The following is a 24,704-nucleotide window of genomic DNA, read 5'->3' as shown; positions in this document are numbered from 1 at the left end:
CCGGGCTGCGTCAACAGATTCGCGCCACCGGGCCTCAGCGGGTGCTGAGACTCTGCGCAAGACGCATGAGCTGCACGGCTTCGGTGCGGTAACCGAACGGGTCCTCGCCGCGGGTGGCAATGGCCGCAGCGATGGCCTCATCCCAGCCCCAATCGCCGGTATAGGTGGCACCGGTGAGCAGCTGTCCGAAACCCGCCATAGCAGCAGCAAAACCATTGTCGCCCGGCGCACCGGAATCCTCGGTCAGGGGCAGTTCGATGAGCTGACTGCTGTCGCTGCCGGGCTCTTTATACCGCAGCCGCAGAAAGCCCAGCTCATCGAGCTGCGGCGCATCGGCGGCAGGGGCATAGCGCAGCGGGTCGCTGAGCTGTGCCGGCGAGCCCACCGGCGTGATCTCATAAAGCGCCGTGACGCTGTGGCCTGCGCCGATCTCGCCCGCGTCCACCGCATCGTTGTTGAAATCCTCGCGCCGCAGCGCGCGGGTTTCATAGCCGATGAGCCGGTATTCCGCGATCTGTGCGGGATTGAACTCCACCTGGATTTTGACGTCATTGGCGATCGGAAAGAGCGCGCCGGTAAGCTGGTCCACCAGCACCTTCTGAGCCTCTGCCAGCGTGTCGATATAGGCGGCCTGTCCGTTCCCGTTCTGCGCCAGGGCCTGCATCGTTGCATCATCCAGATTGCCGCGGCCAAAGCCGAGCACCGAAAGGTAAGTTCCGCTGTCGCGCTCGCGGGCGATGTAGTCTTTCAGCGCCTCGGGATCTGACAATCCGACGTTGAAATCACCGTCCGTGGCAAGGACAACGCGGCTGACCTCTCCCTCTTCCGTCATGGCGGCGGCGGTGCGATAGGCCTGCTGCAACCCGGCCTGACCGGCCGTCGAGCCGCCCGCCGAGAGGTTTTCCAGAGCCGCGAGGATGGCGTCACGCTCGCCCGCCGGTGTCGGATCCAGCACCCGGCCCGCGCTGCCCGCATAGGTCACAATCGCCACCTGATCTTCGGGGCGCAGCTGACCCAGCATCAGGCGGAAAGACTGCACCAGAAGCGGCAGCTTGTCGGGCTGGTTCATCGAACCGGACGTGTCGATCAGGAACACCAGATTGAGCGGCGGACGGTCGGACAGATCCGGCAGGACCCCCTGAATGCCGATCTGAACCAGCTGCGTGTCCGCGTTCCATGGCGTCGGGCTGACACTCACCGTCGGGCGGAAGGGTACTCCACCCTCGGGTGCCGGATAGTCATAGGTGAAGTAGTTGATCATTTCCTCGATCCGCACCGCGCGGGCGCCGGGCAGAGACCCGCTGGTCAGAGAATTACGGATCACGGAGTAAGACGCTGTGTCCACATCGACTGAAAAGGTCGAAACCGGGGTCTCAGCGGTGATCTGCACCGGGCTGGCGTCGGCGTTTGCAAACTCTTCACTGCCGGCGTCCCGCTCTGGCGGTGCGGGACGGTCGATGAAGACCTCTTTGGTCACAACCGGCGCGTCGGCCATCGGTTCAGCGAGCGACTGAAGCTCGGCTGTGGGCGCGCGCAGCCCGGATGTTTTGGCCGCGCGATCTGAGACCTGTGGCGCGGGTGGCACAAGGGGGACACTGTTATCCTGCGATGATGCATCGTCCGCAGGCCCGGAGCTTTCCGCTTCAGCCTGATCCGCGTAATCGACGCCGGCGGGCACCGGGTTGCGCAGATCGGTGACCGGGGAGGGCGGCGTCATCAGATCCTCGCCCAGCGGCGTCAGAAACAGGACGCCGACAGCCACGAGGGCAGTGGTGGCGGTCAGGCCGCCGCGTGTTGTCAGTGAATTCAGCATTGTCTTTACTCCGTTCAGCAGGCCATGACCGGCCCTGGTGGAAGTAAGACGTGCCTCATCCTGCGATCCCTGGAGGTCTGCGAAATTTTTCTGCGCAAGCGCCAGATCGGCGGCCTTTTTGCCCGGGTCAGGGGGCGGGGTGGCGGCGCGCATCGCCGCTTTGAGGTCGTCGAATTCGTCGCTCATAGCGATGCCTCCTGCTCTGCCCGCAGTGCGCGCAGACGTTTTTTGGCTTCTGACACGCGCCAGCTGACGGTGCCCTCTGTGACGCCCAGAACAAGCGCCGCCTCGCGGTGCGTCACGTCATCGAGCACAAGCGCCAGCGTGTCGCGCAGATCGTCAGGCAGGGCGCGCATGGTGATGGTCAGCCAGTCAATTTCCGCCGCCGTCTCGGCGTTCTCTGCGCGCCGGTTCACTTCCCAGTCGCCCCATCCATCAGCCGCCCGCGCCCGGGTCGCGGCCCTGCGGCGGCGGTCATGTGCTGCGTTCACCACCACGCGGTAGAGCCAGGTGCTCAGGCGCGACTGGCCTGCGAAACTGCGCAGTTTCACGGGCAGTGCGGCACAGACATCCTGGGTCAGGTCCTCTGCCTCATGCTGCGAACCTGTGAGCCGGAATGCGAGACGAAAGACCGTATCATACCGCCGCTCCAGCAGCGCCGAAAAGGCGCGGTTGTCGCCGCCTGCCGCTGCCAGAGCGAGGTCTTCGTCGCTTGTTTCCATTCGCATCACGTTCGTTTGACGCAGCCCGGCGGTCAATCCCTGGTGGCACAGGTGATTTTTGCGAAGTTTTTTTCAGGCGCTGTCTTTTTCGTCGAGCCAGGCCCGGATGATCGTGCGGTGGCGCGCGCTGTCATAGCTCGGGAAATGTCCTCCGTGCACGACCCGCACCGGCAGATCGTAAAGCCGCACCATTGAGCGGTAATAGTCTTTTGCATCCGCATGATAAGTGTCTTCGATCAGCGGGCCGTCATAGACGATATCGCCGGAAAAGAGCGTCTGCGTCGCGGCCTCCCAGAGCGCAATGCCACCCGGCGAATGGCCGGGTGTGTGAATGACCTCGAAATGCCGGTCGCCAAGATCAATGACATCGCCATCTTCCAGCAGGCGCGTGGCCGGGGCGGATGTTACGGTGTACTGCGCAGAGGCGTAAGGCAGGGGCGGCAGCCGGTCAAAGATGTCATCGGTCACGTAGGGATCCGCAAGCGTGGCGGCATTCGTCGGATCGGCCATGATCTCTGCCTCCAGCCGGTGCACGCAGCGGTCGTCAAATTCGTGATGGCAGCCGATGTGATCGAAATGCGTGTGGCTGGCGACAGCTGTGAGCGCGCGTTCGGTGACCAGCGGCACCCATTCGCGCAGGGATACAACGCCCATGCCGCTGTCCACCAGCATATCGCGGTCGCGCCCGCGTACATGCCAGACGTTGCAGCGGTAAAACTCCTGAATAAACGGCTCCGCGATCAGCGTGATATCATCGCTTTTGCGTTCGAGACGGTACCAGTCTTCGGGGGCTGCACGGTCCATGGGTCAGTCTCCTGCCGGGAAAAGGCTGAATGCTGAGGCATCCGCCGAGAGTGTGAGCCGGTTGCCGGCCTCGGGCATCTCCGAAGGCGGCAGATGCGCGGTCAGCACCAGATCAGGGGCGGCCTCGGGCACGACCTGCACCCGGGTATGGGTGCCGAAGAACGCAGAGGCGGCGACCTTTCCCGGACCGAACGACAGCGCGCCGTCGCCAGTGCGCATGGCCTCCGGACGGATGCAGAGCACAGCCTCGCCGGGGGCCATCTGCAGCCCGGGCAGTGCCCCGAAAGCGGTTGTCACCGACGCGCCGTCAGAGCGGGCCGGAAAATGGTTCATCTCGCCCATGAAATCAGCGGCAAAGAGCGTGGCAGGGGCGCGGTAGATACGGGCGGGGGGGCCTTCGTCCTCAATCCGGCCGGCATTCATCACCACGATCCGGTCGGCGATGGCCATCGCTTCCTCCTGGTCGTGGGTCACATGCACAAAGGTGGTGCCAACGCGGCGCTGTATGGATTTGAGCTCGTCCTGCATCGCCCGCCGCAGTTTCAGATCGAGCGCGCCAAGTGGTTCATCCAGCAGTAGCACATCAGGCTTCACTGCCAGTGCGCGGGCCAGCGCCACCCGTTGCCGCTGCCCGCCGGAAAGCGCATGGGGCCGGGTGGCGGCGGCATGCTCAAGACCCACAAGATCCAGCATTTCATGCGCCACGGCGTAGCGGGCCGCGCGCCCCATGCCCGCCATGCGCAGCCCGAACGCCACGTTATCGCGCAGCGACATATGCGGAAAAAGCGCGTAGTCCTGAAACATCGTGGTTGTGGGGCGTTTTGCCGGCGCCACGCGGGTCATATCGCGCCCGTCGATCAGAACCTCGCCGGTGGTGGGGTCTATGAAACCGCCGAGCACGGACAAAAGTGTGGTTTTCCCGCAGCCCGAAGGGCCAAGCAGGGTCACGTATTCTCCGCTGCCGATTTCGAGCGAGACATCCGTGAGCGCCTGAAAATCACCGAAACTGTGGCTGACAGATTTTATTGAAACAGGTGCGGTCATGAGCGGTTTTTTCTGAAGACAAAGATTTCGAGGATGAGCACCGCTGTCACGGAGACCAGAAAGACAAGACTGCCGATGGCATTGAGCCGGGGCGAGAGGCCGGAGCGCAGCATCGACCAGATCTCGACCGGCAGGGTGACGTCAAAGCGGGTGAGCAGGAATGAGATGATGAACTCATCCCAGCTGAGCGTGACGGACAAGAAGAACGCCGCGGCAATGGCCGGAGCCAGCATCGGGATGGTGACAAGCGTGATGACGCGGAACTCATCAGCCCCCAGATCACGTGCGGCGCGTTCGGCGTTCCGCTGCTGTGCACCCATGGAGGCATAGATGATGGCAAAGCAAAGCGGCAGGTTGATCACCACATGGCCGATGCCCGCAGTCATCAGCGACAGTCCGAGCCCGGTACGCTGGATCACAATGAGCAGGCCGAGACCCACGATGAGATAGCTCACGGTGAGAGGCGCGATCAGCAGCCCGCGGATGAGTGCGGACCCCGGCAGGACGTGGCGCGCCAGACCGTAGGCCGCCAGAAACCCCAGCGCGCAGGCGAGGGCGGCTGAGCCCGCGGCCACCAGAAGCGAGTTCCCGAGGGCGGCCATGACATCCCCGTCACTGAGGATATCCGCATACCAGCGCAGCGATGGCCCCTCAAAGGGCGGTACCGGCAGCCCGCCGTCCTGAAAGGAAAAGAGCACCAGCGAGGCCACCGGCAGATAGATGAAAACGAATGCGATGATGAGGTACACCCAGGGCAGAAAGCGCATCATATCCGGTCAAGCCTCAGCCAGCGTGCCGACAGGATATAGACGAGCGTGACGATGGCCATGAGCACAATCGCCAGCGCAGAGGCCAGCGGGAAATCGGCGCGTCGTCCGAGCTGCACCATGATCACCTGGGGCACTGTAAGCTCGGTATTGCCGCCGAGGATCTGCGGCGTGACATAGTCGCCGATGCACAGGACAAAGGTCAGAAACGCGCCGGTGACGATGCCGGGCAGCGTGAGCGGCAGGATCACATGGCGAAAAGTCTGGAACGCGGATGCCCCGAGATCCATCGCGGCACGCCGGTAATTGGGCGAAAGCTGCACCAGGTTGGCATAGATCGTCAGCGTCAGCAGCATCACGAAGAAATGCACGAAGCCCGTGACCGTGGCAAAGCGGGTATTGGCGAGGGTCACCGGCTCAGAGATCAGCCCCAGGGTCATCAGCGTCTGGTTCACCACGCCTTCACGCGCCAGCACCAGCAGCCAGGCATAGGAGCGGACCACATAAGAGGTCCAGAACGGCAGGATCGCCAGCAACAGCGCCAGCCGCTGCCAGCGCTGCGGGATGCGAAAGGCGATGATCCAGGCCAGCGGATAGGCCAGCACTACGGAAACCACGGTCACGGTCAGCGTAATCTCAAGCGAGACCATGATCGCGCGCCAGAGATAGGCTTTTTCAGTGAGCTCAATGTAATTGGCGAGCGACAACCCCCAGACAAGAGTGCGCCCTTCAAGCGTGGCAATGCTCATCGCGCCCATCACAAGGAAGGGCACGACGAAAAAAGCAAGCGTCCACAGCAGGGCAGGGGCGACAAATCCCCCGCCCTTAAAACGTGGAGCAGGCCGGCTCACTGCTGGAGCGTATCGAGCCAGAGGTCCTGCATCTCGATGTCGAGATCGGTGTCAGGGGCCGGATAAAGCTGTGTGCGGGCCAGATAATCGGCCTGGCTGTCCCAGCGCAGAACGGCTTTCTGGTCATCGCTCAGGTGCTCACCTGCTTTGGCATTGGCGGGCATGCCCCAGAAACACGACGATGTGGCAAGCCGCGCCTGGCCTTCGGGGCCGGTGATGTATTTCACGAACTCCATGGCCATATCCTTGTTCTCGCTGGCCTCCAGCACCCCGATGGACTGCGCCCAGCGGACCGCACCCTCTTTCGGGATCGTCCAGGTCAGTTCGGGCTGCTCTTCGGCCAGCACGGCTGTCAGCCACTCGCCGCCGCCCACGACGATATCAACCTCGCCCGTGGCAAGCGCTGTCTGGGCCGCCACAACGCCGGCAACCGATGCCGCCTGACCGCGCAGGGTGGAAAGCGTGCCACCGATGGTCTCAAGCGATCCGCTGTCGATGCCCGCAGTGTCGATCCCGTTGGCGATGGCGGCAAGCCCCATGACCGGCAGGTAGTAGTCATAAATGCTGATCCGGCCCCTGTATTTGTCCGACCAGACGGTCGCGAGGCTTTCCATATCCGCCGGATCGACCTTTTCGGAGTTATAGGAAATCGTGTTGTAGCCGAACTTTTCGGTCACGGCATAGGTCACGCCATCGACCACATTATTGTCGGCCATCACCACCTCGGGGAAGAAATCAGCCGTCGGCAGACCTTCGGCGGGCAGCGGCGCCAGCAGGCCCGCATCCACCGCGCGGAAGACGTCGATGCCGTCGATCACCAGCACGTCCCAGTCGCCTGGGCGGGATTGCTCCAGCAGTGCAAGTGCGGCCCCTGTGCCTTCATATTCGCGCAGGTTTACCTTAACGCCGAACTCTTCTTCGAAGGGTTCGATCAGCCCGGGATCAGTGTGGTCGCACCACACCAGGGCATTGAGTTCTCCTTCGGCGGCAGCAGCTGCTGCGCTCAGGCCCAGCACCGTAGTACTCAGCAGAATTGTTGTCATGCGGCTCATTTATTCACTCCCTTGTTATGACTGTGGCACCTTTTCCCGGCACCGCTGTGAAAAAAGTTGAACTCATTCATAATTTCGTCAACGCTAAATCGTAAATATCCCGCCAAAGCGAAAGATCAAATGTCCGGATTGCGTGAAAAACAGAAGGCAGACCGCCGGAGCCGCATTCTCGGGGCCGCCGTTTCGCAGTTTCGGGCCGGCGGATACCGGTCGGTGCGAATCGGTGACATCGCGGGCAGGGCCGGCGTTTCGGTGGGCACGGTCTATAATTACTACCAGACCAAAGGCGATATTCTGATCGCTGTGGTGGCCATGGAAGTCGAGGAAGTGCTCGAGGCCGGGGCCGAACTCGTAGCCAACCCGCCCGGGGGGGTGCAGGTGGCACTTCTGTCGCTGATCTATGGCTATTACGACCACTCGCTGGAGTATCTCTCAAAGGAGATGTGGCGCAGCGCCATGGCGCTCTCGATCGAGGCCCCGGGCACGCGTAACGGACAGCTTTATCATGATCTGGACAGGCGACTGGCAGCCCAGGTAACCGATCTTGTCGCCGCCCTGCAGTCGAGGGGAGATGTAAGAGTCGATCTGGATGCGCAGGCGCTGGGCGGGCTGATTTTCAGCAACCTCAATCAGAACTTCATCGATTTTGTGAAAGACGATGAGATGTCGCTGGCGGTGCTGAAAACCACTGTGGCCGATCAGACCGGTCCGTTTGCCCGCCTGATCTCCGCCTGACGCCTTGTCGTCCGCTCCCTGTCCCGCGCCATGAAAAAAGGGGCGGCCCTCAGAAGAGACCGCCCCCTGGCCAGGGTCTTTTATCCGCGCCTCAGCCGATGAACGTTTCCGCGAGGGCAATGAAGAGCGGGATCGACAGGATCGCGACCGGTGTGCCGATGCCTGTGGAAGTGCCCACATAGGCCGACGGATTGGCATCGGGCAGAGCACCGCGCATCGTCGGCGGTCCCGAGATGTCCGAGCTTGATGCCGCCATCACCGCCAGCAGCACAACACCACCTGCCGAAAACCCTGTGAGTTCATGGGCGATCAGGCCAGCGCCGAACCCGATCATGCCGTGGATCAGAGGTGCCGTCACACCGTACAGGATGTAGGCATGTGCGACTTTCCGCATCTCAGAGACCCGCGCCCAGGCTTCCATGCCCATGATCAGCATCAGGATGGACAGCAGGCCCCGGAAGAGCGGCTCGTAAAAGCTGCCGTAAACCGATTTCGGATCCGACAGCAGGCCCAGAGCCAGACCCGCCAGCAGCGCAGAGATCGCAGGGCTGCGCAGGGTGTCCACAAGGATGTTCTTCAGCAGACCCTCTTCGATCACACCTTTGCCGGGGCCGCCCATGCCGCTGCCGCCGCCCGCAGTCATCGTGCCGCCGGCGTTTACGGTCACTGAGCCCGCGGCGCGCCGTGCCGCCGACATCCGCGCCATGACAATGGCCGTTACAAGTGCCGCGATGTCCATGAAGGGGTAGAGCGCGCCGATAAAGCCTTCATAGAACATGCCGGCATCATCAAGGATCGCCATGCCGGCAGCCAGCGTGGAAGCTGAAACTGCGCCGAAAAGACCGACCGTCGCCAGCGCGTCAACCTCGCTGATGCCTTTGCGGCGGGCCAGTGTCCGGCTGCCGAGCAGCACGATGGTGATCCCCACAAACGCCGCCCCGAGCGCCGGGACAAAGAGCTCCAGGAAATTGGCATCGCGCACGGCGATCCCCGCCCCCATGCCGACCTTGAGCAGCAGCAGAATGACGATGAATTTATACACCGGCTCGGGCACTTCGAATTTGCTGCCCATGGCAGCCAGCACCATGCCGGCGATCAGAAAAGCCAGTGTCGGCTTCTGCAGCTGCTCAGCAAGTGAGCTCAGAACTGTAACGACGATATCCATTTCAGACCCCTTTTAGTGTTCAAAGAGGTGGTATCGCGGCCAAAGGATAAATAAAAATATATCTTTCATATTATATTGTTCATTATAAGTGAACGATGGCACAGCTTAACTATCATCACCTGCGGTATTTCCGCGAAGTCGCGACGGGCGGGCATCTCGGCCGGGCAGCGGAACGGCTGAATGTGTCGCAGTCCGCCCTGTCAATGCAGATCCGCCAGCTTGAGGACCGTCTGGGCCATGCGCTCTTTGATCGCGTGGGGCGCCGGCTGGTGCTGACCGAAGCCGGAAAGATTGCGCTGGAGCACGCGGAACGGATCTTTACCGAAGGCGCGGCCCTTCTGGCGACGCTCGATCTGAGCAGCGACGTTGACCGGCCTCTGCGGGTCGGCGCGCTCTCGACGCTTTCGCGCAATTTTCAGATGCAGTTTATCCGCCCGCTGCTCAGTAATCCGCGTCACCGGGTGGTGCTGAAATCCGGCAATACAGCCACATTGCTTTCAGACCTGGAAACGCTCAGCCTTGATGTCGTGCTGACGACGGAAATCCCGGCCGCCGGCGAAAGCACAGCCTTTGCCGCGCAAAAAATCGCAGAGCAGCCGGTCGGCATACATGGTCATCCGAGCAGGCTGCATTACGAGACGCTGCGCGACCTGCTCAGAACAGAACCGCTCATTCTGCCCACCGAAAATGTGATCCGCGCCGGATTTGAGAACCTGATCGCAAAGCTCGGGGTTACGCCGCATATCCTTGCCGACGTCGATGACATGGCGATGGTGCGCCTGCTTGCCCGCGAAAACGCAGGGCTCGCGATTGCGCCTGCGGTGGTGCTTGCGGATGAGATCGCGTCAGGCCGGGTCGCCACTGCGCCCTTTGACCTCGGGATTGCCGAGCCCTTCTTTGCGGTGACGGTGCCGCGCAGTTTCGCCCACCCGGCGCTCAGCACCCTCGCCGGCATGTAAGCCCTTTGCGCCGCGGTCAGACCGACCGGAGCACATAGACCGGGCTGGTCCAGCCCTGCGTGCCATCCTCAAGCGTTACCCGAATATAGAACGGATTGTCGCGGCCTTCCTGCGGTGTGAAACTGCGCGTGATGCTGACCGTCCTGTGAGAGTTCTCATCGGGCAGACGGAAAAGCCTCATTCCACGCGGCAGGATGTCGGAGGCATCGAGCACGGTATCGTCATATCCGATGTCGCTGAGCGCAACCGTCTCGTTTATGAGGGCTGTGCGGATTTCCAGCGTGCCTGCGGTGCTGTCCTCCAGCGTCGCAATGAAGCCTGCGAGATTGCCGGTCGTGACCGATTGCCAGTTCAATGTCCTGGCGTCGGGCATATCCAGCGTTTTATCGCGGTTAAAGAAGTTCACCGGCACGACGTCGCGGATCGTGGACCCCTCAAAATGTGCCGAACCGTCCCATGGCACGGCACGGAAGCGGCCCCGGTATTCGGCACCTTCCCAGAGCACGCCGATGCGGTTGCCCGGTGCCTCATCCGTGAAGGAGCGGATGCATTCAAGGTGATCGGTCCCGTTGAAGATGTCGATCCGGCGCACCGGCGATGCCGCGGATACCGTGAAATCAAGCTGCGCATCGCCGCCGGGCAGGTGCACGATATCGCCCATCATGGCGGTGGTGCAGGTCTCGCTCCGGTAATCGCTCACCAGTGCGGGATCATCGATGCAGAGCGTGGCGTCCTGCGCGAAGGTAACATCAAGCTCCATCCGCATGCGCCCCGAGGGCCCGCCCGTTGTGGCATAGTGATGGCGCCGGTTGATGCAGCCGATGAGCCCCTCGCGGGTCAGCTCCGGCATCAGAAAACAGGTAAGCCCGCCCACCGCACCGAACCAGCCGGCCCCGGGATAGCTCGCACCCGGGCGGCCCTTGTGCCCGTCTGAATTACCGATGATCCCGACGCGGTAGCCGCTTTTGAACGCGTCCTGAACGATCCACTCGAACGTGCCCCAGGCCGAATGGACCTCAACCGATTTCTCAAAACGCCCGTCATGAGCGAGCGTGATATCCGCATAGCGCCCGCCGCAATGGGCAAAACAGATAACGTCCCATTCTTCTTCACGGGCAAAGGCTTCAAATAGTTCGCCCGCCGTATGACAGTCAGTGCCCGCGTCGCTCTGATCCTCGATCAGCGCATGTGACGAGCGCCGCATGGTGCGCCCCTCGACCGGGAAAAACACATTCCGGTCGCCGCCAAGCGCTGTGTTGCCGGACCATTCATAGCCGGGCAGGGTGACGAACCGCCCGGGCTCGTCAAAATGCGCGGTCACTTTATTGAGGTCTTTCCAGAAGGTATCCGTCATCTGAAAATCATTGCCCTGATGCGCGCAGGCATCAAGAAACGCACGATCCCGCCCGAAGGCGAAATAATCCGCCGCACTGTTGGTGCCCAGCGTCTCATCGGACTGGCCATGCAGGTCGCCCCAGAAGCTGCGCCGCTCCGGTGCCGCCACAACTTCCGCCGGGTTGCAGCTTGTCAGCGGCGTGCCGTCGCTGTCATGAAGGGTGATCGCCAGCGGACCTTCCGCGTCTGCCGTCAGCCCCGCGACCTCGGTGGCAAAGCGGCCCGGCGTCATCCCGATGACGTCAGGCAGCCCGCTCAGCGTCTGGCTGGCGCGCACAGTCAGGCGTTTGTCTACCTGATCCGACGGGTTGCCCCAGCGGTCCTCTCCCTTGATTTTCAGTGTAAAGGGCTCTCCCGGCACAATGGTCGAGGGCACCACGGCCACCCAGGTTTCCGGTGGGCCGGGCACGATGGAAATCGCCGGCTGCACCGGCAGCGTCTGGAAATTATAAGTTGCGATCGGGTCAACCAGCACGCGGAATTCATAGCGGCTCTCGCAGAAGGTCTGCAGCCGCATGCCGGGCCCGCCCTGATCGGTGACGCCGAAGCGTATGGTGATCGTGTCGCCTTCCTTCATGAAACCCTTCACGACCTTGATCTGCAGGGTCCTGTCCCAGGGGCGGATGTTACCCTTGGGATCAAACCGCGTCTGCAGCACCGCATTGTTGGAGGCCGTGACTTCGGTAAATCCGGGCGCCTGCGGGTCGTCAAACTGCGGGTTTGTCTGATCGGTGGCAAAGCGGAAAGCCACCCGCAGGCTGCCGCTGTCGTCGATGCCGAACCGTCCGCAGGTATAGGTCAGCGTAAAGCTCTGAAAGCTGCCAGCCTCATAAGCACCTGGTTTATCCAGCACAGCCGTGCCCAGCAGGCCCGGGTCCACCGGCGCGCGCAGTGCGCCGTTGTTGATCTCGGGCGGGGTCATTTCAGGCATCGTTTCGGACATATGTCACCTTTCCCAGGGCAGCTGCACCGGCCACAGACGCGGAGCGCGCCGGTGCCGGTAAATCATTCTGGCGACTGCCTCTGAGGACAGCCTCCCGTGCGGGCGGTGTGCGAAACTCTCAGCGCTGAGGATCTGCGCCACCCGCCTGCAGCGTCACATTCAGCGCGGCACTTCGCAAGCCGGGCCACTCAGTTTTTGCAGTGCCGGGCGTGATGGGTGATGTGGGGGCCCGCGCAGCCGCCCTCCTGCGTCACCTCAGCGACCAAGGAATTCCAGAACTCTGCGGGAAAAAGCCTCCGGCACCTCTTCCTGCACTGCATGTCCGCAGTTAAGCGCTTCCCCTTCCACCTCACGGGCCTTTTCCCGCCAGGTTTGCAGCACATCGTAAAGCTCACCGACCACGCCTTTGCGACCCCAGAGCGCGAGCAGGGGGGCAGTGATCTTCCGGTCGGCATCCGCCGCGTCATGCTCCAGATCGATCCCGGCGGCGGCGCGGTAATCCTCGCAGATGGCATGAATGGTGCGCGGATCCCCGTAGCACCGCAGGTATTCGGCAAAGACCTCATCTGAAACCGCACCCGGCGTTCTGACCTGCCCGTCGATATGCCGGCGCAGGAAATATGCAGGGTCCGCGCCGATCATCCGCTCCGGCAGGCCATCGGGCTGAATGAGAAAGAACCACCAGAAATACCGGGTAGCGAACGCCTTGTCCGTGCGTTCATACATCGTCGCCGTGGGCGCGATATCGACGACGACCATCCTGTCCACGGCCCCGGGATGGTCCAGCGCCATGCGGTGCGCCACCCGCCCGCCGCGGTCATGGCCAATGACGGAAAACCGCCTGTGTCCAAGCTCTGCCATCAGCGCCACCTGATCACGCGCCATCGCACGTTTGGAATAGGTTGCGTGCGGTGGCCCGCTTTCCGGTTTGTCGCTGTCGCCGTATCCGCGCAGATCCGCGGCCACAACCTGGTACCCTGCCGCGACGAAATCCGGCGCCACTTTGCGCCAGGCGACATGCGTCTGCGGATGCCCGTGCAGCAGCAGGAGACCGGGCCCTTCTCCGGCCACCGCGTAGTTGATCGTCACACCGTTTACCGCGCGCCGGTGCATCGCAAACCCCGGCATATGCCGTGATGCGGTCACCCGGAAGCACCATCCAGAACCGCGTCCACCACCGCCTCGCCACAGGTCTTTGTATCGGCGGCCCCGCCCAGATCAGGCGTGCGCAGCGCTTTCTCAGCGAGCACCGTCTCAATGGCAGCAACCATGGCGCGCGCGGCGTCGATATGGCCAAGGTGCTCCAGCATCATCGCTCCGGCCCAGATCTGTCCGATCGGATTGGCGATGCCCTTGCCCGCAATATCCGGTGCGGAGCCGTGTACCGGCTCGAAAAGCGACGGAAACCGCCCCTCCGGGTTGATGTTTCCCGAAGGCGCTATGCCGATTGTCCCTGTGCATGCGGGCCCCAGATCGGACAGGATGTCACCAAAGAGGTTCGAGGCCACGACCACATCAAACCAGTCGGGGTGCAGCACAAACTGTGCTGTCAGAATATCAATGTGAAACTTATCGACGCGCACGTCAGGATAGCCTTTCGCCATCTCCTCTACCCGTTCGTCCCAGTAAGGCATGGTGATTGAAATGCCGTTCGATTTCGTGGCGGATGTCAGATGCCCGCTGCGTTTCTCCGCAAGATCAAAGGCATACTTCAGAATGCGGTCGACCCCGATCCGGCTCATCACCGTCTCCTGGATCACCACCTCGCGGTCGGTGCCGGGAAACATGCGACCGCCGATCGACGAATACTCGCCTTCGGTGTTTTCGCGTACGATCATCATGTCGATATCACCAGGCGCCCGCCCCGCCAGCGGCAGCGGTACGCCCGGCATTGCGCGCGCCGGGCGCAGGCTGACGTACTGGTCGAACTCGCGGCGAAACTGCAGCAGCGAACCCCAGAGAGAGATGTGATCGGGGATCTTTTCCGGCCAGCCCACCGCTCCGAAAAAGATCGCGTCACTGCCGCCCACCCTGTCTTTCCAGTCCGGCGGCATCATCTCGCCATGCGCTTCGTAATAGTCAGCAGAGGAGAAATCATGCATCCCGAATTCCAGCCCGAGACTGAACCGCTTTGCCGTGGCCTCCAGCACCCGCAGGCCCTCGGGCACGGTTTCCCTGCCGATACCGTCTCCGGGGATCACGGCGATTTTCAGGGTGTTTTCGGTCATATCGTTTGCCTTTCGGGTGGAATTTTCGGCCAGTCGGCGCAGCGGCCGGACAGGCGGGTTCAGTCTGTGGCTGTCTCAACCGTGGCAAGGGTGTTGCGGCCCCGGATCGCCTCGATCACCGCATCCGTGACCTCGCGTGTGGTGGCTGTGCCGCCCACATCCGGCGTCATGATTCCGGCGGCACAGACACGCTCAACCGCGCTCATCAGCCGCTCGCCTGCCTGCGGCTGGCCCAGATGCTCCAGCATCTGTACAGCGGTCCAGAAGGTCGCGACCGGGTTTGCGATGCCCTGACCGGTGATGTCGAAAGCTGATCCGTGAATAGGTTCGAACATGGACGGATACCGGCCTTCGGGGTCAATGTTCGCGGTGGGTGCCACGCCAAGACTGCCCGCCAGCGCGCCGGCCAGATCCGAGAGAATATCGGCATGCAGATTGGTGGCCACGACTGTGTCGATGCTTTGGGGTTTCAGTGTCATGCGTACGGTCATCGCATCGACCAGCATCTTATCCCATGTCACATCCGGAAACTCTTTCGAGACCTCAGCTGCGATTTCATCCCACATCACCATCCCATGGCGCTGCGCGTTGGATTTCGTCACCACGGTCAGCAGCTTGCGCGGTCGCTGCCGCGCGAGGGAAAAGGCGTAACGCATGATCCGCGTGACACCGGCGCGGGTGAAAATCGCAACCTCAGTGCCAACCTCTTCGGGCATGCCTTTGTGCGCGCGTCCGCCATGGCCGGAATACTCGCCTTCGGAGTTTTCGCGCACAATGACCCAGTCGAGGTCGCCGACCTTCACATTGCGCAGCGGCGACTGCACTCCGGGGATGATCTTTGTGGGCCGCACATTGGCGTACTGATCAAAGCCCTGACAGATCGGCAATCGCAGCCCCCAGAGCGTCACGTGATCGGGCACATCCGGCGCGCCGACCGCTCCGAAATAGATCGCGTCAAAGGGTTTGAGCTGCTCCAGCCCGTCTTCAGGCATCATCACGCCGTGCTTTCTGTAATAGTCCGATCCCCAGTCAAACGTGGTCACATCAAACGCGATATCGCCTTCCTGCTCCGCGAGTGCGGCCAGCACTTCGTTGCCTGCGTCGATGACTTCGGGGCCGATCCCGTCGGCGGGGATGGCGGCAATCCTGTAGGTTTTCATAGCTGGTTCCTGCTAAGTGAAGGGGGCACCGGCGTAAGTGATGGGGCTGTCTGTGTGCCGGTGCTGCCCGGGTTTGTCCCTGTATCTGCGACTTGACGAGGTGAGTGCAATGAAAGAATATTATATTTAATTCTTAAATAATATGCAGGCTCTCCATGGAACTCAGACAGTTGCGGTGCCTGATCGCCGTTGCGGATACGCTGCATTTCGGCCGGGCGGCACAGCGTCTGAACATGCTGCCGGCCTCGCTGGGCCGTCATATCCGACTTCTGGAGGAGAGCCTCGGCGGGCGGCTGCTCGTGCGGACAACACGCAGCGTCTCGCTCACCGATGCGGGCCGTGATTTCGTTGAAGCCGCGCGCGAAATCGTGGAGCGTGCCGAACAGCTCGCCACTGATTTCCGCGAACAGCAGAAAGAACAGAGCGCGGTTCTCCGGATCGGGGTGATCGACAGTGCCGCAGCGGGGCTGATGCCGCAGATTCTGCCCCGTCTCAGAGCCGGTCTGCCGGATGTTGCCATTGAGCTGATGGAGCAGAAAACCATCCGCCTGCTGCCGCGGGTTCTGACAGGCCGGCTTGATATTGCGATTGTCCGCCCGCCCGAAGTCCGCGATGCGCGGCTGGAATTCCGCCCGCTCTTTTCAGAGACACTCGTGGTAGCCGTTCCGCAGAATCACCGGCTTGCAGCCAGAAAAGTGATCCGCGTGGAGGATATGGCCGAAGAGCCGCTGATTGTGCCGGACCGACGCTCGCGTCCGCACAGCCACGATATGACGATGAAACTCTTTCTTGAGGCGGGGCTCACTGCCCGCGTCGCCCAGATCGCCGAAGAAAAACAGACCATCGTGAGCCTGGTGGGCACCGGCGTCGGGCTCGCGATCGTGCCCAGATGGGCCTCGCGCCTTGGCGTCGGGGGCGTGACGTTCATTGATCTTGTGCCGGACCGGGACCGCACCAAGGGAGAGCTTGCCCTTGCTGCCGTCTGGCTGCGCGACACCCGGCACGCAGCACGCGACGCCTTTATGTCCGTGCTGGAAAAAGACCTTGCCGCACTCTCTGCAACCGCGTGAGACTTAATTAGATAAATTTTTTATATAATATAACAGATAGTATATCGGCGAATACAGTCTTGAGAGACGCCCCGCGCGGCCTATACGTTACAGCACGCAGATTTTTGCCGTCGGGTCGGTGGGAGTGACACCCGGCCCGGCGGTCTGACGCGCAAAAAAACTTAAGGGGAGGATAAAATCCTTATGACTGTACTCACCAGAATTACGGCGGTGGCCGCAACAACAGTAATGACAGCAACCGTTGCATTCGCCGACGGGCACGTCGACAGGACCGGCTGGCCGGACAGCTTTACGGTCGGCACCGGCTCGCAGGGCGGCACCTATTTCGGCTACGGTTCCGGCTGGGCCGGCATCGTCTCTGATGTGCTCGGCGTCAACGGCGGCGCGGAAGTCACCGGCGGCCCGATGCAGAACATGGCGCTGGTGCACACCGGTGATCTTGCATTCGGCATGACCACCATGGGTCCGGCTGCAGAATCCATCGGCGGCGGCAACCCGATCGCACCCGGCCTGCAGATGGACAACGCCTGCGCAATGTTCCCGATGTACCAGACACCGTTCTCTGTGACGGCTCTGGCGTCTTCGGGCATCAAATCCATCGCGGATATCCCGGCCGGTGCGGCCATCGGTTTCGGCCCTGCCGGCTCGACCTCCGACACGTATTTCCCGCGCATGATGGAAGAGCTCGGTGTCGATTTTGACCGTCGCAACGGCGGCTGGTCTGACCTTGGTGGTCAGCTTCAGGACGGCCTGCTGGACGTGATCGCTTTTGCGGCCGGTGTACCGGTTCCGGCGGTTTCGCAGCTTGAAGTGCAGACCGACATCAACATCATCGAGTTCACCGAAGAAGAGCAGGCGAAAATCATCGCAGCCTTCCCGGTCGCTGCCTTTGATATTGCCGCAACGGCCTATACCACTCTCGAAGCACCGGCGCGTTCGGTCTCCATGTGGAACTTCGCCATCGCCAATTGTGACCTGCCCGAGACCTTCATCTATGAAGTTGTTGACGCGGTCATGTCCGACAATGAGCGTATGGTTACAGCACACCGCGCGGCACAATCGTCGCTGCCTGAGTTCTGGGACCGCAACACCGTCATGGCATGGCACCCCGGTGCCGCACGCTGGTTCACCGAGAACGCCGGTGCGGAAATTTCTGCAGACATGATCCACGGTGACATGTAACTGTTGCTCAGGCGCCCGGATGACGGGCACCTGTTGAGAATTCGGCCTGCGCCGCTCTGAGTGGCGCAGGCATTTTCAGCTTTGCGCCATGAAACGCGCGCAGGTTTTGAAACCGGGGGAACAATGTCAGACAATTCAATCACACCGCAGGGTGGGCCGACGGACGATATTGTTCTTGCCGAGGGTGTTGATGAAGAACCCGTAGAGCGTAACCGCCGCACTTTTGCCGGAACCTCCGGCATCATCCTGGCGACGCTGGCGACAGTTTATGCCTCGTTTCACATGCTGGCCCTGAACGGGGTTTCGCTGTCATCGATGACAGGCATGGAACTGCCGTTTCTGCCCCAGTTCCCGCTGGAAACCTGGAACTTCCGGATCGTGCATATTGCAGGCGCGCTGGCGCTTGGTTTTCTGCTCTTTGCCGCACATATATTCCCGTCCGAAGACGAAGACGCAAAAACCAGCCCGCGCATCATCTCGCTGGCAGCGGCTCTGCTTCTCATCCCGGCACTTATTTCCGCTGTCACGACCATTGGCTATTTCAACCTGATCAACTCCGACACCCTGCCGCAGATGGGCGGGCTGACCACCTGGGCCGCTTTCCCCGGCACCGAAATCTACCTCAGCGAAGTGCGCTGGTTCGGCATTCCGCTGCTTGTCGCTACTTTCGGCGCGATCATCCTGGGCTGGTTCGAGCGTCGCGAGCGCACTGCCTTTGCCTTCAGTGATATTGTGCTTGCGGTATGCGCCATTGTGGTCGCCGCCTATCTGGTCGCAATCTACGGCACAGCTGCGCGTAACTCGGTCGGTACCACATTCGTGCCGATCGGTGTGGCCTTTGCTGCGACGGCGGGCTCGGCGATGATCATGGAGCTTACACGCCGCGTGGCGGGCCTCGCGCTGGTGATCATCACCGGCATCTTCCTGCTGTATACCTTCACCGCTCATCTGATGCCGGGCATTCTCGCGGTCACAAACGCCTATACCTGGCAGCGCTTCTTCGGCCATGTCTATTCCGATGCAGGTATCCTCGGGCCGACAACGGCGGTCTCCTCGACCTATATCATCCTCTTCATCATCTTTGCGGCCTTCCTTCAGGCCTCCAAAGTGGGTGATTACTTCGTAAACTTCGCCTTTGCGGCTGCGGGGCGCGCCCGGGGCGGCCCTGCTAAGGTTGCGATTTTTGCATCCGGTCTGATGGGCATGATCAACGGCACCTCGGCGGGCAACGTTGTGGCCACAGGCTCGCTCACCATCCCGCTGATGAAGAAGGTCGGCTATCATAAAAAGACCGCCGGCGCGATTGAGGCCGCGGCCTCCACCGGTGGCCAGATCATGCCACCGATCATGGGCGCGGGCGCCTTCATCATGGCCGAGATCACGGGTATTCCGTACACCGAGATTGCCATCGCCGCGATTATCCCTGCGGTGCTTTATTTCGTTTCGATCTACTTCATGGTCGATTTCGAGGCCGCCAAGCTGGGCATGCGCGGCATGCGCGAGGATGAGCTGCCTAAGTTCAACAAGCTCGTGCGGCAGATCTATCTTTTCATCCCGATCATCATTCTGATCGTGGCGCTCTTCATGGGCTATTCGGTGATCCGCGCCGGCACGCTGGCAACTGTTGCCGCGGCTGTTGTCTCATGGCTCACGCCGAACCGGATGGGTCTGCGCTCGATCCTGCGGGCCTTTGAGCTTGCAGGCATCATGTCCATTCAGATCATCGCCGTCTGCGCCTGTGCGGGCATCATCGTGGGTGTGATTTCGCTGACCGGTGTGGGTGCGCGCTTTTCCGCGCTGCTGCTCGATCTTGCCGGTGTCAGTCAGCTTCTGGCGCTCTTTTTCGCCATGTGCATCGCGATCCTTCTGGGAATGGGCATGCCGACCACCGCGGCCTATGCGGTGGCGGCCTCGGTCGTCGCACCGGGCCTGGTGCAGCTTGGTATCCCGCTGCTGACCGCGCATTTTTTCGTCTTTTACTTTGCGGTACTCTCGGCGATCACGCCCCCCGTGGCGCTCGCGAGTTATGCGGCTGCGGGCATCTCGGGCTCTAACCCGATGGAAACGTCGGTGGCCAGTTTCAAGATCGGCATCGCGGCCTTTATTGTGCCTTTCATGTTCTTTTACAGCTCGGCCATCCTGATGGAGGGTGCATGGCTTATCGTGCTCAAGGCCGCCGTTACCGCGATCTTCGGGGTGTTCCTGCTGTCTGCAGGCGTCCAGGGCTGGTTCTTTGGCGCCCGCGCTGCCTGGTTCATGCGGGTGGGTATTGTGCTGGCGGCGCTCTTTATGATCTCGGGCGGGCTCACCACTGATCTGATCGGTATTGCAATGTTTGCCGGACTCTACTTCGTTCAGAAAGTGTTGAGACCGGCGCCCGATGCGCAGATCGCAGTTAAAGGCCTCGACTGATCACAGTAGGTCAGCAGTAACCTTCCGGACCGTTCCACTGCGCGGCGGAATATCTGTCGCCATGCGCCCAGCCAACGGGCAGCACCGTCTCCAGCGCCGCCATGATCTCTCCGGTCATTTCGAAATCGCTTGCGGCGGCGCACTGGGCCAGATGCTGCGCCGTCCGGGTGCCCGGGATCGGAATAACCCGTTCACCCCGCGCCAGACACCACGCGAGCGCAAGGGCAGTCGTCGTCGTTCCCAGTTCCTCAGCAAGTTTTCTGAACTCTGTGATCCGCTGCATATTCAGGCTGAAGGCAGGCTCCGTAAAACGCGGATTTCCACGCCGGAAATCACTGTCTCCAAAAGCTGCCGGGTCCAGCCTTTTATCGGCCAGAATGCCACGCCCGAGCGGCGCGTAAGGCACAAGGGTGACGCCAAGTGATTTACAGGTGGTCAGCAGGCCCAGATCAGGCTGGCGCGTCCAGAGCGAATACTCACTCTGCACCGCATCGACGGGCCCCACGGCCACGGCGCGCCGCAAAGATGCCGGCGCAATTTCGGAAAACCCGATGCCGGCGATTTTGCCCTCGGCTTTAAAGGTCAGCAGCGTCTCCATCACGTCTTCGATCTCGATCCCGCGATCCCGGCGATGCACATAGAACAGGTCAACCTGCTCCAGCCCAAGCCGCCTGAGCGAGCCTTCAAGTTCGCGGCGCAGATAGTCAGGTTTGTTGTTAAACCCGCGGTTGCCGTGCTCTCTGTCGCGCCAGATGCCGGCTTTTGTCGCGATGGTGAACCCCGTGCCGCCGCTTCTGAGGAATGACCCGATGATCTCTTCTGACACTCCCATGCCGTACACGTTTGCGGTATCCAGAAAATCGATCCCGAGATCGCGTGCCATGGCAAGCGTGGTATGGGCTTCTTTTTCGTCGCTCGGTCCGTAAAAGCCGGCAAAGCTCAGACACCCGAGACCGATTTCAGAAACGGTGGTTCCGGAGTGCAGCAGGTTTCGGCGTTTCATTCATCTGTCCGATCGGATCTGTCAGAGGGGTCTTTGCGCATAACATATCGCGTTGTGCACCGGCATCAATCCGACCGGATGAGACGGCTGAAGATATACACCCGGACGCAGGGCACTGTGAGCGCTTCATCAGGTAATGATATGAGGAAAAACTGGTGCTGCCGGAGGGAATTGAATATTTGTATCTTTAGCTTTCAAGATATGTCCCCTATTGAATTATTTTAATAAAAGTCAGGTATTTACGCCTCGTATCGCCTCAAGTAAATCACTTCATCTCAGAATGCTTTGGGGGGGGTAAATTGGGGGATATGACATCGGAAAGCTAACCACAATTTCTGTAAAGTCTGCGCTTCCCGGAAAGCACGAGGATGGCCTCGGGCTGCGACTCTTCAAAAGGGCTGACGGCGGCGGGACGTGGGATTTTAGGTATTCCCTCCATGGCCGGCGGCGAGAAATGGGTCTCGGTGGTATCAGCTCAGTGAGCCCAAAACTTGCTCGGGAGTTAGCCGCCGAACACCGTGCTACAGTAGCGCTGGGAATAGACCCAATCAAAAATCGCGAAAGAGAAAGACGCGCAGCATTATCAAGTCGAAATCTGTTGCGCGAAATTGCGGAAGACGCATTTGAAAGTCGAAAAGCAGATCTAAAGCACGATGGAAAAGCCGGGCGCTGGTTCAGCCCACTCGCTTTGCACATTCTGCCAAGGCTCGGCGAGCGGGCTGGGCGCGACATCCTCTCAAGGATGGCACAAATTGATATTGTTCCAAGCGTGCGGTTCAGTTGTTCCTCCGAGTGAGGATAGCGCGCAGATGTCTGAAGCCCGCGATATCATCGAGGGGCTGGCCCGCGACGGCCGCACACCTGACGTCTGTTCCGATAATCCGCCAGATGGCCTGACAGGAGAACAGGTAACCGCGGATGACGAAGTCAGGGCAGAGCAAGGACCGTGCCGATTCGCGAAAACCGTCTCTACGCTCAATGCCGGAATTTGCAAGACTGGAATGTGTCTGATTGTTCCTTTAGCGTGAAATTCTCAGCGTCGAGGAGGGTGCTTTGAATAAAATTTCCCACGGTATGTTATTGTTTCTTTTGCTGATTTTTCCCGATCACGGGTTTGGCGCCGACAAGGCGGCAGGCGAAATCAGATACCAGGAGTCCTGCGTCTCCTGCCACGGGCAGGCCGGAAAAGGCGCTGCCAGTTACCCGAAGGTTTCCGGAAACGAGATCGCCTATACGACGGCCAAATTAAAATCATACAGAGAGGGCATCAAACAGGGCCCGAACTCATCTCTGATGATTATGATGGCAAAGCCATTGACCGATGAAGAAATCGATAACCTGGCCGCGTACCTGGAAGACGCCACTTACGAAGTCCAATAATCAAACAGGGAGGAAGACATGAGTATAGCAACAAGCAGAGTTTTTTCGGGGGTCCTGGCTGCTGCCGCAGTGTTCGGACTACCGTTCGCTGCTCAGGCAGACGGGCATGAAGGCATGGACGTGCCAAAAATCTCATCATCCGTTGTTCTTGAGGGGCTTGAAAATCCCTGGGATATGGCTTTCCTGGCGGACGGCACGATGTTTTTCACGGAAAAATGCAAGGGTCTTTCGGTCAGAACGCCCGACGGCACGGTGCATGCACTGTACGGCATGAAGGACAGCGCAGGCTATGCCGACAGCGGCAGTGACCTGTTCTGCGAGGGACAGGCCGGCATGCTTGGCGTGGTCCCCGACCGGCAGTTTGCACAGAACCGCATCCTTTTCGTCTACTCGACGTCGAACAAATATCACGGGGATGGCTGCCAAACCAATTTTGAGAAATGCGACGGCAACATCGTCATGAGATTTGTGGTCAGCGACGACCTCATGAGTGTCTCCGAGCGAACCGACATTGTGACGGACATTCAGTATAAGCCCTTCGAGTCCGATCAGCCGTTTGGTGGCCCTGGTGCCCACAACGGTGGTCGAATCCGCATGGGGCCGGGTGGCTACCTCTGGGTCGCCGGTGGTGACCGGCACCGCGGAATTTGCCCGCAGGACGGAGAGCTTCTGTGCGGTAAGGTGCTTCGGATCGATTTGGACGGGAATGCACACCCGGATAACAATCCGCCCGAGGGTTTCGACAAGCGCATCTATACCTACGGACACAGAAATGTTCAGGGCATCGATTTCCGCCCAAGCGATGGTAAAGCCTTCACGGCTGAGCATGGCCCCTGGCACAACGATGAGATCACCGCTCTTGTGAATGGTGGCAATGCCGGCTGGGATCCCGCGCAGAACACCGGCGGTCGCGGCGAATGCCCGGATGAATACTGCGGCTACGAGCCAAACCAGCTCGACGCTGTGGATCCTGCCATTCGTGCTGCATACACGCCGATGAGCGACACGCGATTTGACGATCTGATGCCGCCATCCTGGAACAACAATGGTTTCTCCCAGGGGACCGGTTCTGCCGCGTTCCTGAAGGGCAGCAACTGGGGTATCTACGAAGGCAATCTGGCAGTCGGCATCATGGGCATCGGGTTTGGTGACACACCGCCGGGCTCGCGGATCGACATGATCAGCCTCACGCCTGATGGTCTGGGGATCAACGGGATCACGCGCATGCCGCTTGGGTTCTCAAAGCGATTCCGTGGTCTGGTTATGGGGCCGGATGACGCGCTTTATGTGGCTACAGATGCCGGTGAAATCTATCAGGTCACAGCGGAAAGCATGAAGTAACCCTCAGACCCTGAGGCAGACTTTGAAGACAATGTGCCCGCGTTACTCCGGTACCGCGGGCATTTTTTTGTCTGGTAAAGGTAAAGGCGTGGAAACGGCCCGACGCGGGCGGCACCTCGGAGATTTAATTATCACAGACGACTTCTGTCAGGCGACCCGTCGCGGAACCTGGCACGATCCGGCGTTTCTGCTTTTCTGACGTGTCCGTCTTCATGGCGGGTTTTTCCCAGTTTCTGTCAGTGAAAAACGTGCTCTGCAACGCTTTCCCGGTTCCGCCGGCACAGTCTATTTCCAGCAGGCTCCGGAAACCGGATGCGCCCATGACGGATGTTTTGTACCGGACGCGCGTCCAGACGCGACGCACCATATCCACCCTTTCCACACGTGACGGATCGTAAAAATGGAGGTCACCATTCGCCGCTTCGGCGTATATGACCCAGTCGCTTTCTCCGGTCTCTGTGGCCGTTGCTTCGTGCGGTGCGACGATCAATGCCGCGGAAAGGGTCACGAATGCTGCCAAACCAATATTTTTCATAGCAGGTAGTTTTCGACAATTTCTCCGGCCGAGCCAGAAAAATTTCTGTGTGACCGCGAAACCGGTCTGAACTTTTAAGGCGGATGCGTGTCCGCCGGCGTCAATGTGCCCGTTCTCAGGATGCAGGAACCAACCTCATTTCA

23 protein-coding genes are annotated in these 24,704 nt (G+C 60.7%); 9 read left to right on the top strand and 14 right to left on the bottom strand.

Translation table 11 applies throughout. The features are described 5' to 3' along the window. Positions 1-34: 34 nt before the first annotated feature. From G3256_RS16370 to G3256_RS16340, 7 genes are all read right to left on the bottom strand, one after another. On the bottom strand, positions 35-1,999 hold the full coding sequence (locus G3256_RS16370) for a VWA domain-containing protein (protein WP_169641839.1): 1,965 nt from the start codon (positions 1,997-1,999) through the stop codon (positions 35-37). Beyond that, a complete protein-coding gene (locus G3256_RS16365) occupies positions 1,996-2,535 on the bottom strand; it encodes an RNA polymerase sigma factor (protein ID WP_169641838.1) in 540 nt (179 codons plus the stop codon). Before G3256_RS16365 ends, G3256_RS16370 begins: the two co-directional genes overlap by 4 nt. A gap of 72 nt (positions 2,536-2,607) precedes the next feature. Next, complete coding sequence (locus G3256_RS16360; RefSeq protein ID WP_169641837.1) at positions 2,608-3,339, bottom strand: MBL fold metallo-hydrolase; 732 nt, start codon at positions 3,337-3,339, stop codon at positions 2,608-2,610. A gap of 3 nt (positions 3,340-3,342) precedes the next feature. Next, positions 3,343-4,383, bottom strand: a complete 1,041-nt coding sequence (locus G3256_RS19425) for an ABC transporter ATP-binding protein (protein ID WP_169641836.1) — start codon at positions 4,381-4,383, stop codon at positions 3,343-3,345. After that, positions 4,380-5,153, bottom strand: a complete 774-nt coding sequence (locus G3256_RS16350; protein WP_169641835.1) for an ABC transporter permease — start codon at positions 5,151-5,153, stop codon at positions 4,380-4,382. Before G3256_RS16350 ends, G3256_RS19425 begins: the two co-directional genes overlap by 4 nt. After that, positions 5,150-6,001, bottom strand: coding sequence for an ABC transporter permease (locus G3256_RS16345; protein WP_206040764.1), 852 nt, complete (start codon positions 5,999-6,001; stop codon positions 5,150-5,152). The genes G3256_RS16350 and G3256_RS16345 overlap by 4 nt, the downstream gene beginning before the upstream one ends. Next, complete coding sequence (locus tag G3256_RS16340) at positions 5,998-7,053, bottom strand: extracellular solute-binding protein (RefSeq protein ID WP_169641834.1); 1,056 nt, start codon at positions 7,051-7,053, stop codon at positions 5,998-6,000. Before G3256_RS16340 ends, G3256_RS16345 begins: the two co-directional genes overlap by 4 nt. Positions 7,054-7,173: 120 nt before the next feature. Between G3256_RS16340 and G3256_RS16335 the strand changes: the two genes are divergently transcribed. Then, on the top strand, positions 7,174-7,788 hold the full coding sequence (locus G3256_RS16335; RefSeq protein ID WP_169641833.1) for a TetR/AcrR family transcriptional regulator: 615 nt from the start codon (positions 7,174-7,176) through the stop codon (positions 7,786-7,788). Positions 7,789-7,879: 91 nt separating this feature from the next. On the opposite strand, the gene G3256_RS16330 is transcribed toward G3256_RS16335, so the two are convergent. Continuing rightward, positions 7,880-8,953, bottom strand: a complete 1,074-nt coding sequence (locus tag G3256_RS16330; RefSeq protein ID WP_169641832.1) for a sodium-dependent bicarbonate transport family permease — start codon at positions 8,951-8,953, stop codon at positions 7,880-7,882. A gap of 95 nt (positions 8,954-9,048) precedes the next feature. Here G3256_RS16330 and G3256_RS16325 point away from each other — a divergent pair, with 95 nt between their 5' ends. After that, a complete protein-coding gene (locus G3256_RS16325; RefSeq protein ID WP_169641831.1) occupies positions 9,049-9,912 on the top strand; it encodes a LysR family transcriptional regulator in 864 nt (287 codons plus the stop codon). 16 nt (positions 9,913-9,928) lie between these two features. Here the strand turns inward: G3256_RS16325 and G3256_RS16320 are convergent, their stop codons facing one another. From G3256_RS16320 to G3256_RS16305, 4 genes are all read right to left on the bottom strand, one after another. Further along, positions 9,929-12,250 (bottom strand): DUF3604 domain-containing protein, encoded by a 2,322-nt coding sequence (locus G3256_RS16320; RefSeq protein ID WP_169641830.1) that lies wholly within the window; start codon positions 12,248-12,250, stop codon positions 9,929-9,931. A gap of 255 nt (positions 12,251-12,505) precedes the next feature. Further along, entirely contained in the window at positions 12,506-13,396 is an 891-nt protein-coding gene (locus G3256_RS16315) for an alpha/beta fold hydrolase (protein WP_246227656.1), read from the bottom strand. Then, entirely contained in the window at positions 13,393-14,478 is a 1,086-nt protein-coding gene (locus G3256_RS16310) for a tartrate dehydrogenase (protein WP_169641829.1), read from the bottom strand. The genes G3256_RS16315 and G3256_RS16310 overlap by 4 nt, the downstream gene beginning before the upstream one ends. A 59-nt stretch (positions 14,479-14,537) precedes the next feature. Beyond that, positions 14,538-15,638: a tartrate dehydrogenase gene (locus tag G3256_RS16305; RefSeq protein ID WP_169641828.1), complete on the bottom strand. Its 1,101-nt coding sequence runs from the start codon at positions 15,636-15,638 to the stop codon at positions 14,538-14,540. Positions 15,639-15,793: 155 nt separating this feature from the next. Here G3256_RS16305 and G3256_RS16300 point away from each other — a divergent pair, with 155 nt between their 5' ends. The 3 genes from G3256_RS16300 (at position 15,794) to G3256_RS16290 (ending at position 20,302) form a co-directional block, all read left to right on the top strand. Further along, the gene (locus G3256_RS16300) at positions 15,794-16,708 is read left to right on the top strand and encodes a LysR family transcriptional regulator (protein ID WP_169641827.1); all 915 of its coding nucleotides are present in this window, start codon (positions 15,794-15,796) and stop codon (positions 16,706-16,708) included. A 183-nt stretch (positions 16,709-16,891) separates the two neighbouring features. Beyond that, on the top strand, positions 16,892-17,890 hold the full coding sequence (locus tag G3256_RS16295) for a TAXI family TRAP transporter solute-binding subunit (protein ID WP_169641826.1): 999 nt from the start codon (positions 16,892-16,894) through the stop codon (positions 17,888-17,890). Between the two features lie 123 nt (positions 17,891-18,013). Then, complete coding sequence (locus G3256_RS16290) at positions 18,014-20,302, top strand: TRAP transporter permease (protein WP_169641825.1); 2,289 nt, start codon at positions 18,014-18,016, stop codon at positions 20,300-20,302. Positions 20,303-20,312: 10 nt separating this feature from the next. On the opposite strand, the gene G3256_RS16285 is transcribed toward G3256_RS16290, so the two are convergent. After that, a complete protein-coding gene (locus G3256_RS16285) occupies positions 20,313-21,305 on the bottom strand; it encodes an aldo/keto reductase (protein ID WP_169641824.1) in 993 nt (330 codons plus the stop codon). A gap of 298 nt (positions 21,306-21,603) precedes the next feature. Here G3256_RS16285 and G3256_RS16280 point away from each other — a divergent pair, with 298 nt between their 5' ends. From G3256_RS16280 to G3256_RS16265, 4 genes are read left to right on the top strand one after another with little or no spacing between them, the layout of a single operon-like run. Next, positions 21,604-22,101 (top strand): Arm DNA-binding domain-containing protein, encoded by a 498-nt coding sequence (locus G3256_RS16280; protein ID WP_169642484.1) that lies wholly within the window; start codon positions 21,604-21,606, stop codon positions 22,099-22,101. A 13-nt stretch (positions 22,102-22,114) separates the two neighbouring features. Then, positions 22,115-22,333: a hypothetical protein gene (locus tag G3256_RS16275; protein WP_169641823.1), complete on the top strand. Its 219-nt coding sequence runs from the start codon at positions 22,115-22,117 to the stop codon at positions 22,331-22,333. Between the two features lie 25 nt (positions 22,334-22,358). Then, a complete protein-coding gene (locus G3256_RS16270) occupies positions 22,359-22,685 on the top strand; it encodes a c-type cytochrome (RefSeq protein ID WP_206040763.1) in 327 nt (108 codons plus the stop codon). Positions 22,686-22,703: 18 nt separating this feature from the next. Further along, positions 22,704-24,026 (top strand): PQQ-dependent sugar dehydrogenase, encoded by a 1,323-nt coding sequence (locus tag G3256_RS16265; RefSeq protein ID WP_169641822.1) that lies wholly within the window; start codon positions 22,704-22,706, stop codon positions 24,024-24,026. Between the two features lie 124 nt (positions 24,027-24,150). Here the strand turns inward: G3256_RS16265 and G3256_RS16260 are convergent, their stop codons facing one another. Further along, positions 24,151-24,534 (bottom strand): surface-adhesin E family protein, encoded by a 384-nt coding sequence (locus tag G3256_RS16260; RefSeq protein WP_206040762.1) that lies wholly within the window; start codon positions 24,532-24,534, stop codon positions 24,151-24,153. Positions 24,535-24,704 lie beyond the last annotated feature (170 nt).

Source organism: Roseobacter ponti (assembly GCF_012932215.1).
In the GTDB taxonomy this organism is placed as follows: Bacteria; Pseudomonadota; Alphaproteobacteria; order Rhodobacterales; family Rhodobacteraceae; genus Roseobacter; species Roseobacter ponti.
This window is presented reverse-complemented; position numbering and strand designations above follow the sequence as displayed.

Excerpts from the sequence above, each read along its gene's own strand:
- G3256_RS16370 (WP_169641839.1), bottom strand. The coding sequence starts at position 1,999 with ATGAGCGACGAATTCGACGACCTCAAAGCGGCGATGCGCGCCGCCACC.
- G3256_RS16365 (WP_169641838.1), bottom strand. The coding sequence starts at position 2,535 with ATGGAAACAAGCGACGAAGACCTCGCTCTGGCAGCGGCAGGCGGCGAC.
- G3256_RS16360 (WP_169641837.1), bottom strand. The coding sequence starts at position 3,339 with ATGGACCGTGCAGCCCCCGAAGACTGGTACCGTCTCGAACGCAAAAGC.
- G3256_RS19425 (WP_169641836.1), bottom strand. The coding sequence starts at position 4,383 with ATGACCGCACCTGTTTCAATAAAATCTGTCAGCCACAGTTTCGGTGAT.
- G3256_RS16350 (WP_169641835.1), bottom strand. The coding sequence starts at position 5,153 with ATGATGCGCTTTCTGCCCTGGGTGTACCTCATCATCGCATTCGTTTTC.
- G3256_RS16340 (WP_169641834.1), bottom strand. The coding sequence starts at position 7,053 with ATGAGCCGCATGACAACAATTCTGCTGAGTACTACGGTGCTGGGCCTG.
- G3256_RS16335 (WP_169641833.1), top strand. The coding sequence starts at position 7,174 with ATGTCCGGATTGCGTGAAAAACAGAAGGCAGACCGCCGGAGCCGCATT.
- G3256_RS16330 (WP_169641832.1), bottom strand. The coding sequence starts at position 8,953 with ATGGATATCGTCGTTACAGTTCTGAGCTCACTTGCTGAGCAGCTGCAG.
- G3256_RS16325 (WP_169641831.1), top strand. The coding sequence starts at position 9,049 with ATGGCACAGCTTAACTATCATCACCTGCGGTATTTCCGCGAAGTCGCG.
- G3256_RS16320 (WP_169641830.1), bottom strand. The coding sequence starts at position 12,250 with ATGTCCGAAACGATGCCTGAAATGACCCCGCCCGAGATCAACAACGGC.
- G3256_RS16310 (WP_169641829.1), bottom strand. The coding sequence starts at position 14,478 with ATGACCGAAAACACCCTGAAAATCGCCGTGATCCCCGGAGACGGTATC.
- G3256_RS16305 (WP_169641828.1), bottom strand. The coding sequence starts at position 15,638 with ATGAAAACCTACAGGATTGCCGCCATCCCCGCCGACGGGATCGGCCCC.
- G3256_RS16300 (WP_169641827.1), top strand. The coding sequence starts at position 15,794 with ATGGAACTCAGACAGTTGCGGTGCCTGATCGCCGTTGCGGATACGCTG.
- G3256_RS16295 (WP_169641826.1), top strand. The coding sequence starts at position 16,892 with ATGACTGTACTCACCAGAATTACGGCGGTGGCCGCAACAACAGTAATG.
- G3256_RS16290 (WP_169641825.1), top strand. The coding sequence starts at position 18,014 with ATGTCAGACAATTCAATCACACCGCAGGGTGGGCCGACGGACGATATT.
- G3256_RS16285 (WP_169641824.1), bottom strand. The coding sequence starts at position 21,305 with ATGAAACGCCGAAACCTGCTGCACTCCGGAACCACCGTTTCTGAAATC.
- G3256_RS16275 (WP_169641823.1), top strand. The coding sequence starts at position 22,115 with ATGTCTGAAGCCCGCGATATCATCGAGGGGCTGGCCCGCGACGGCCGC.
- G3256_RS16265 (WP_169641822.1), top strand. The coding sequence starts at position 22,704 with ATGAGTATAGCAACAAGCAGAGTTTTTTCGGGGGTCCTGGCTGCTGCC.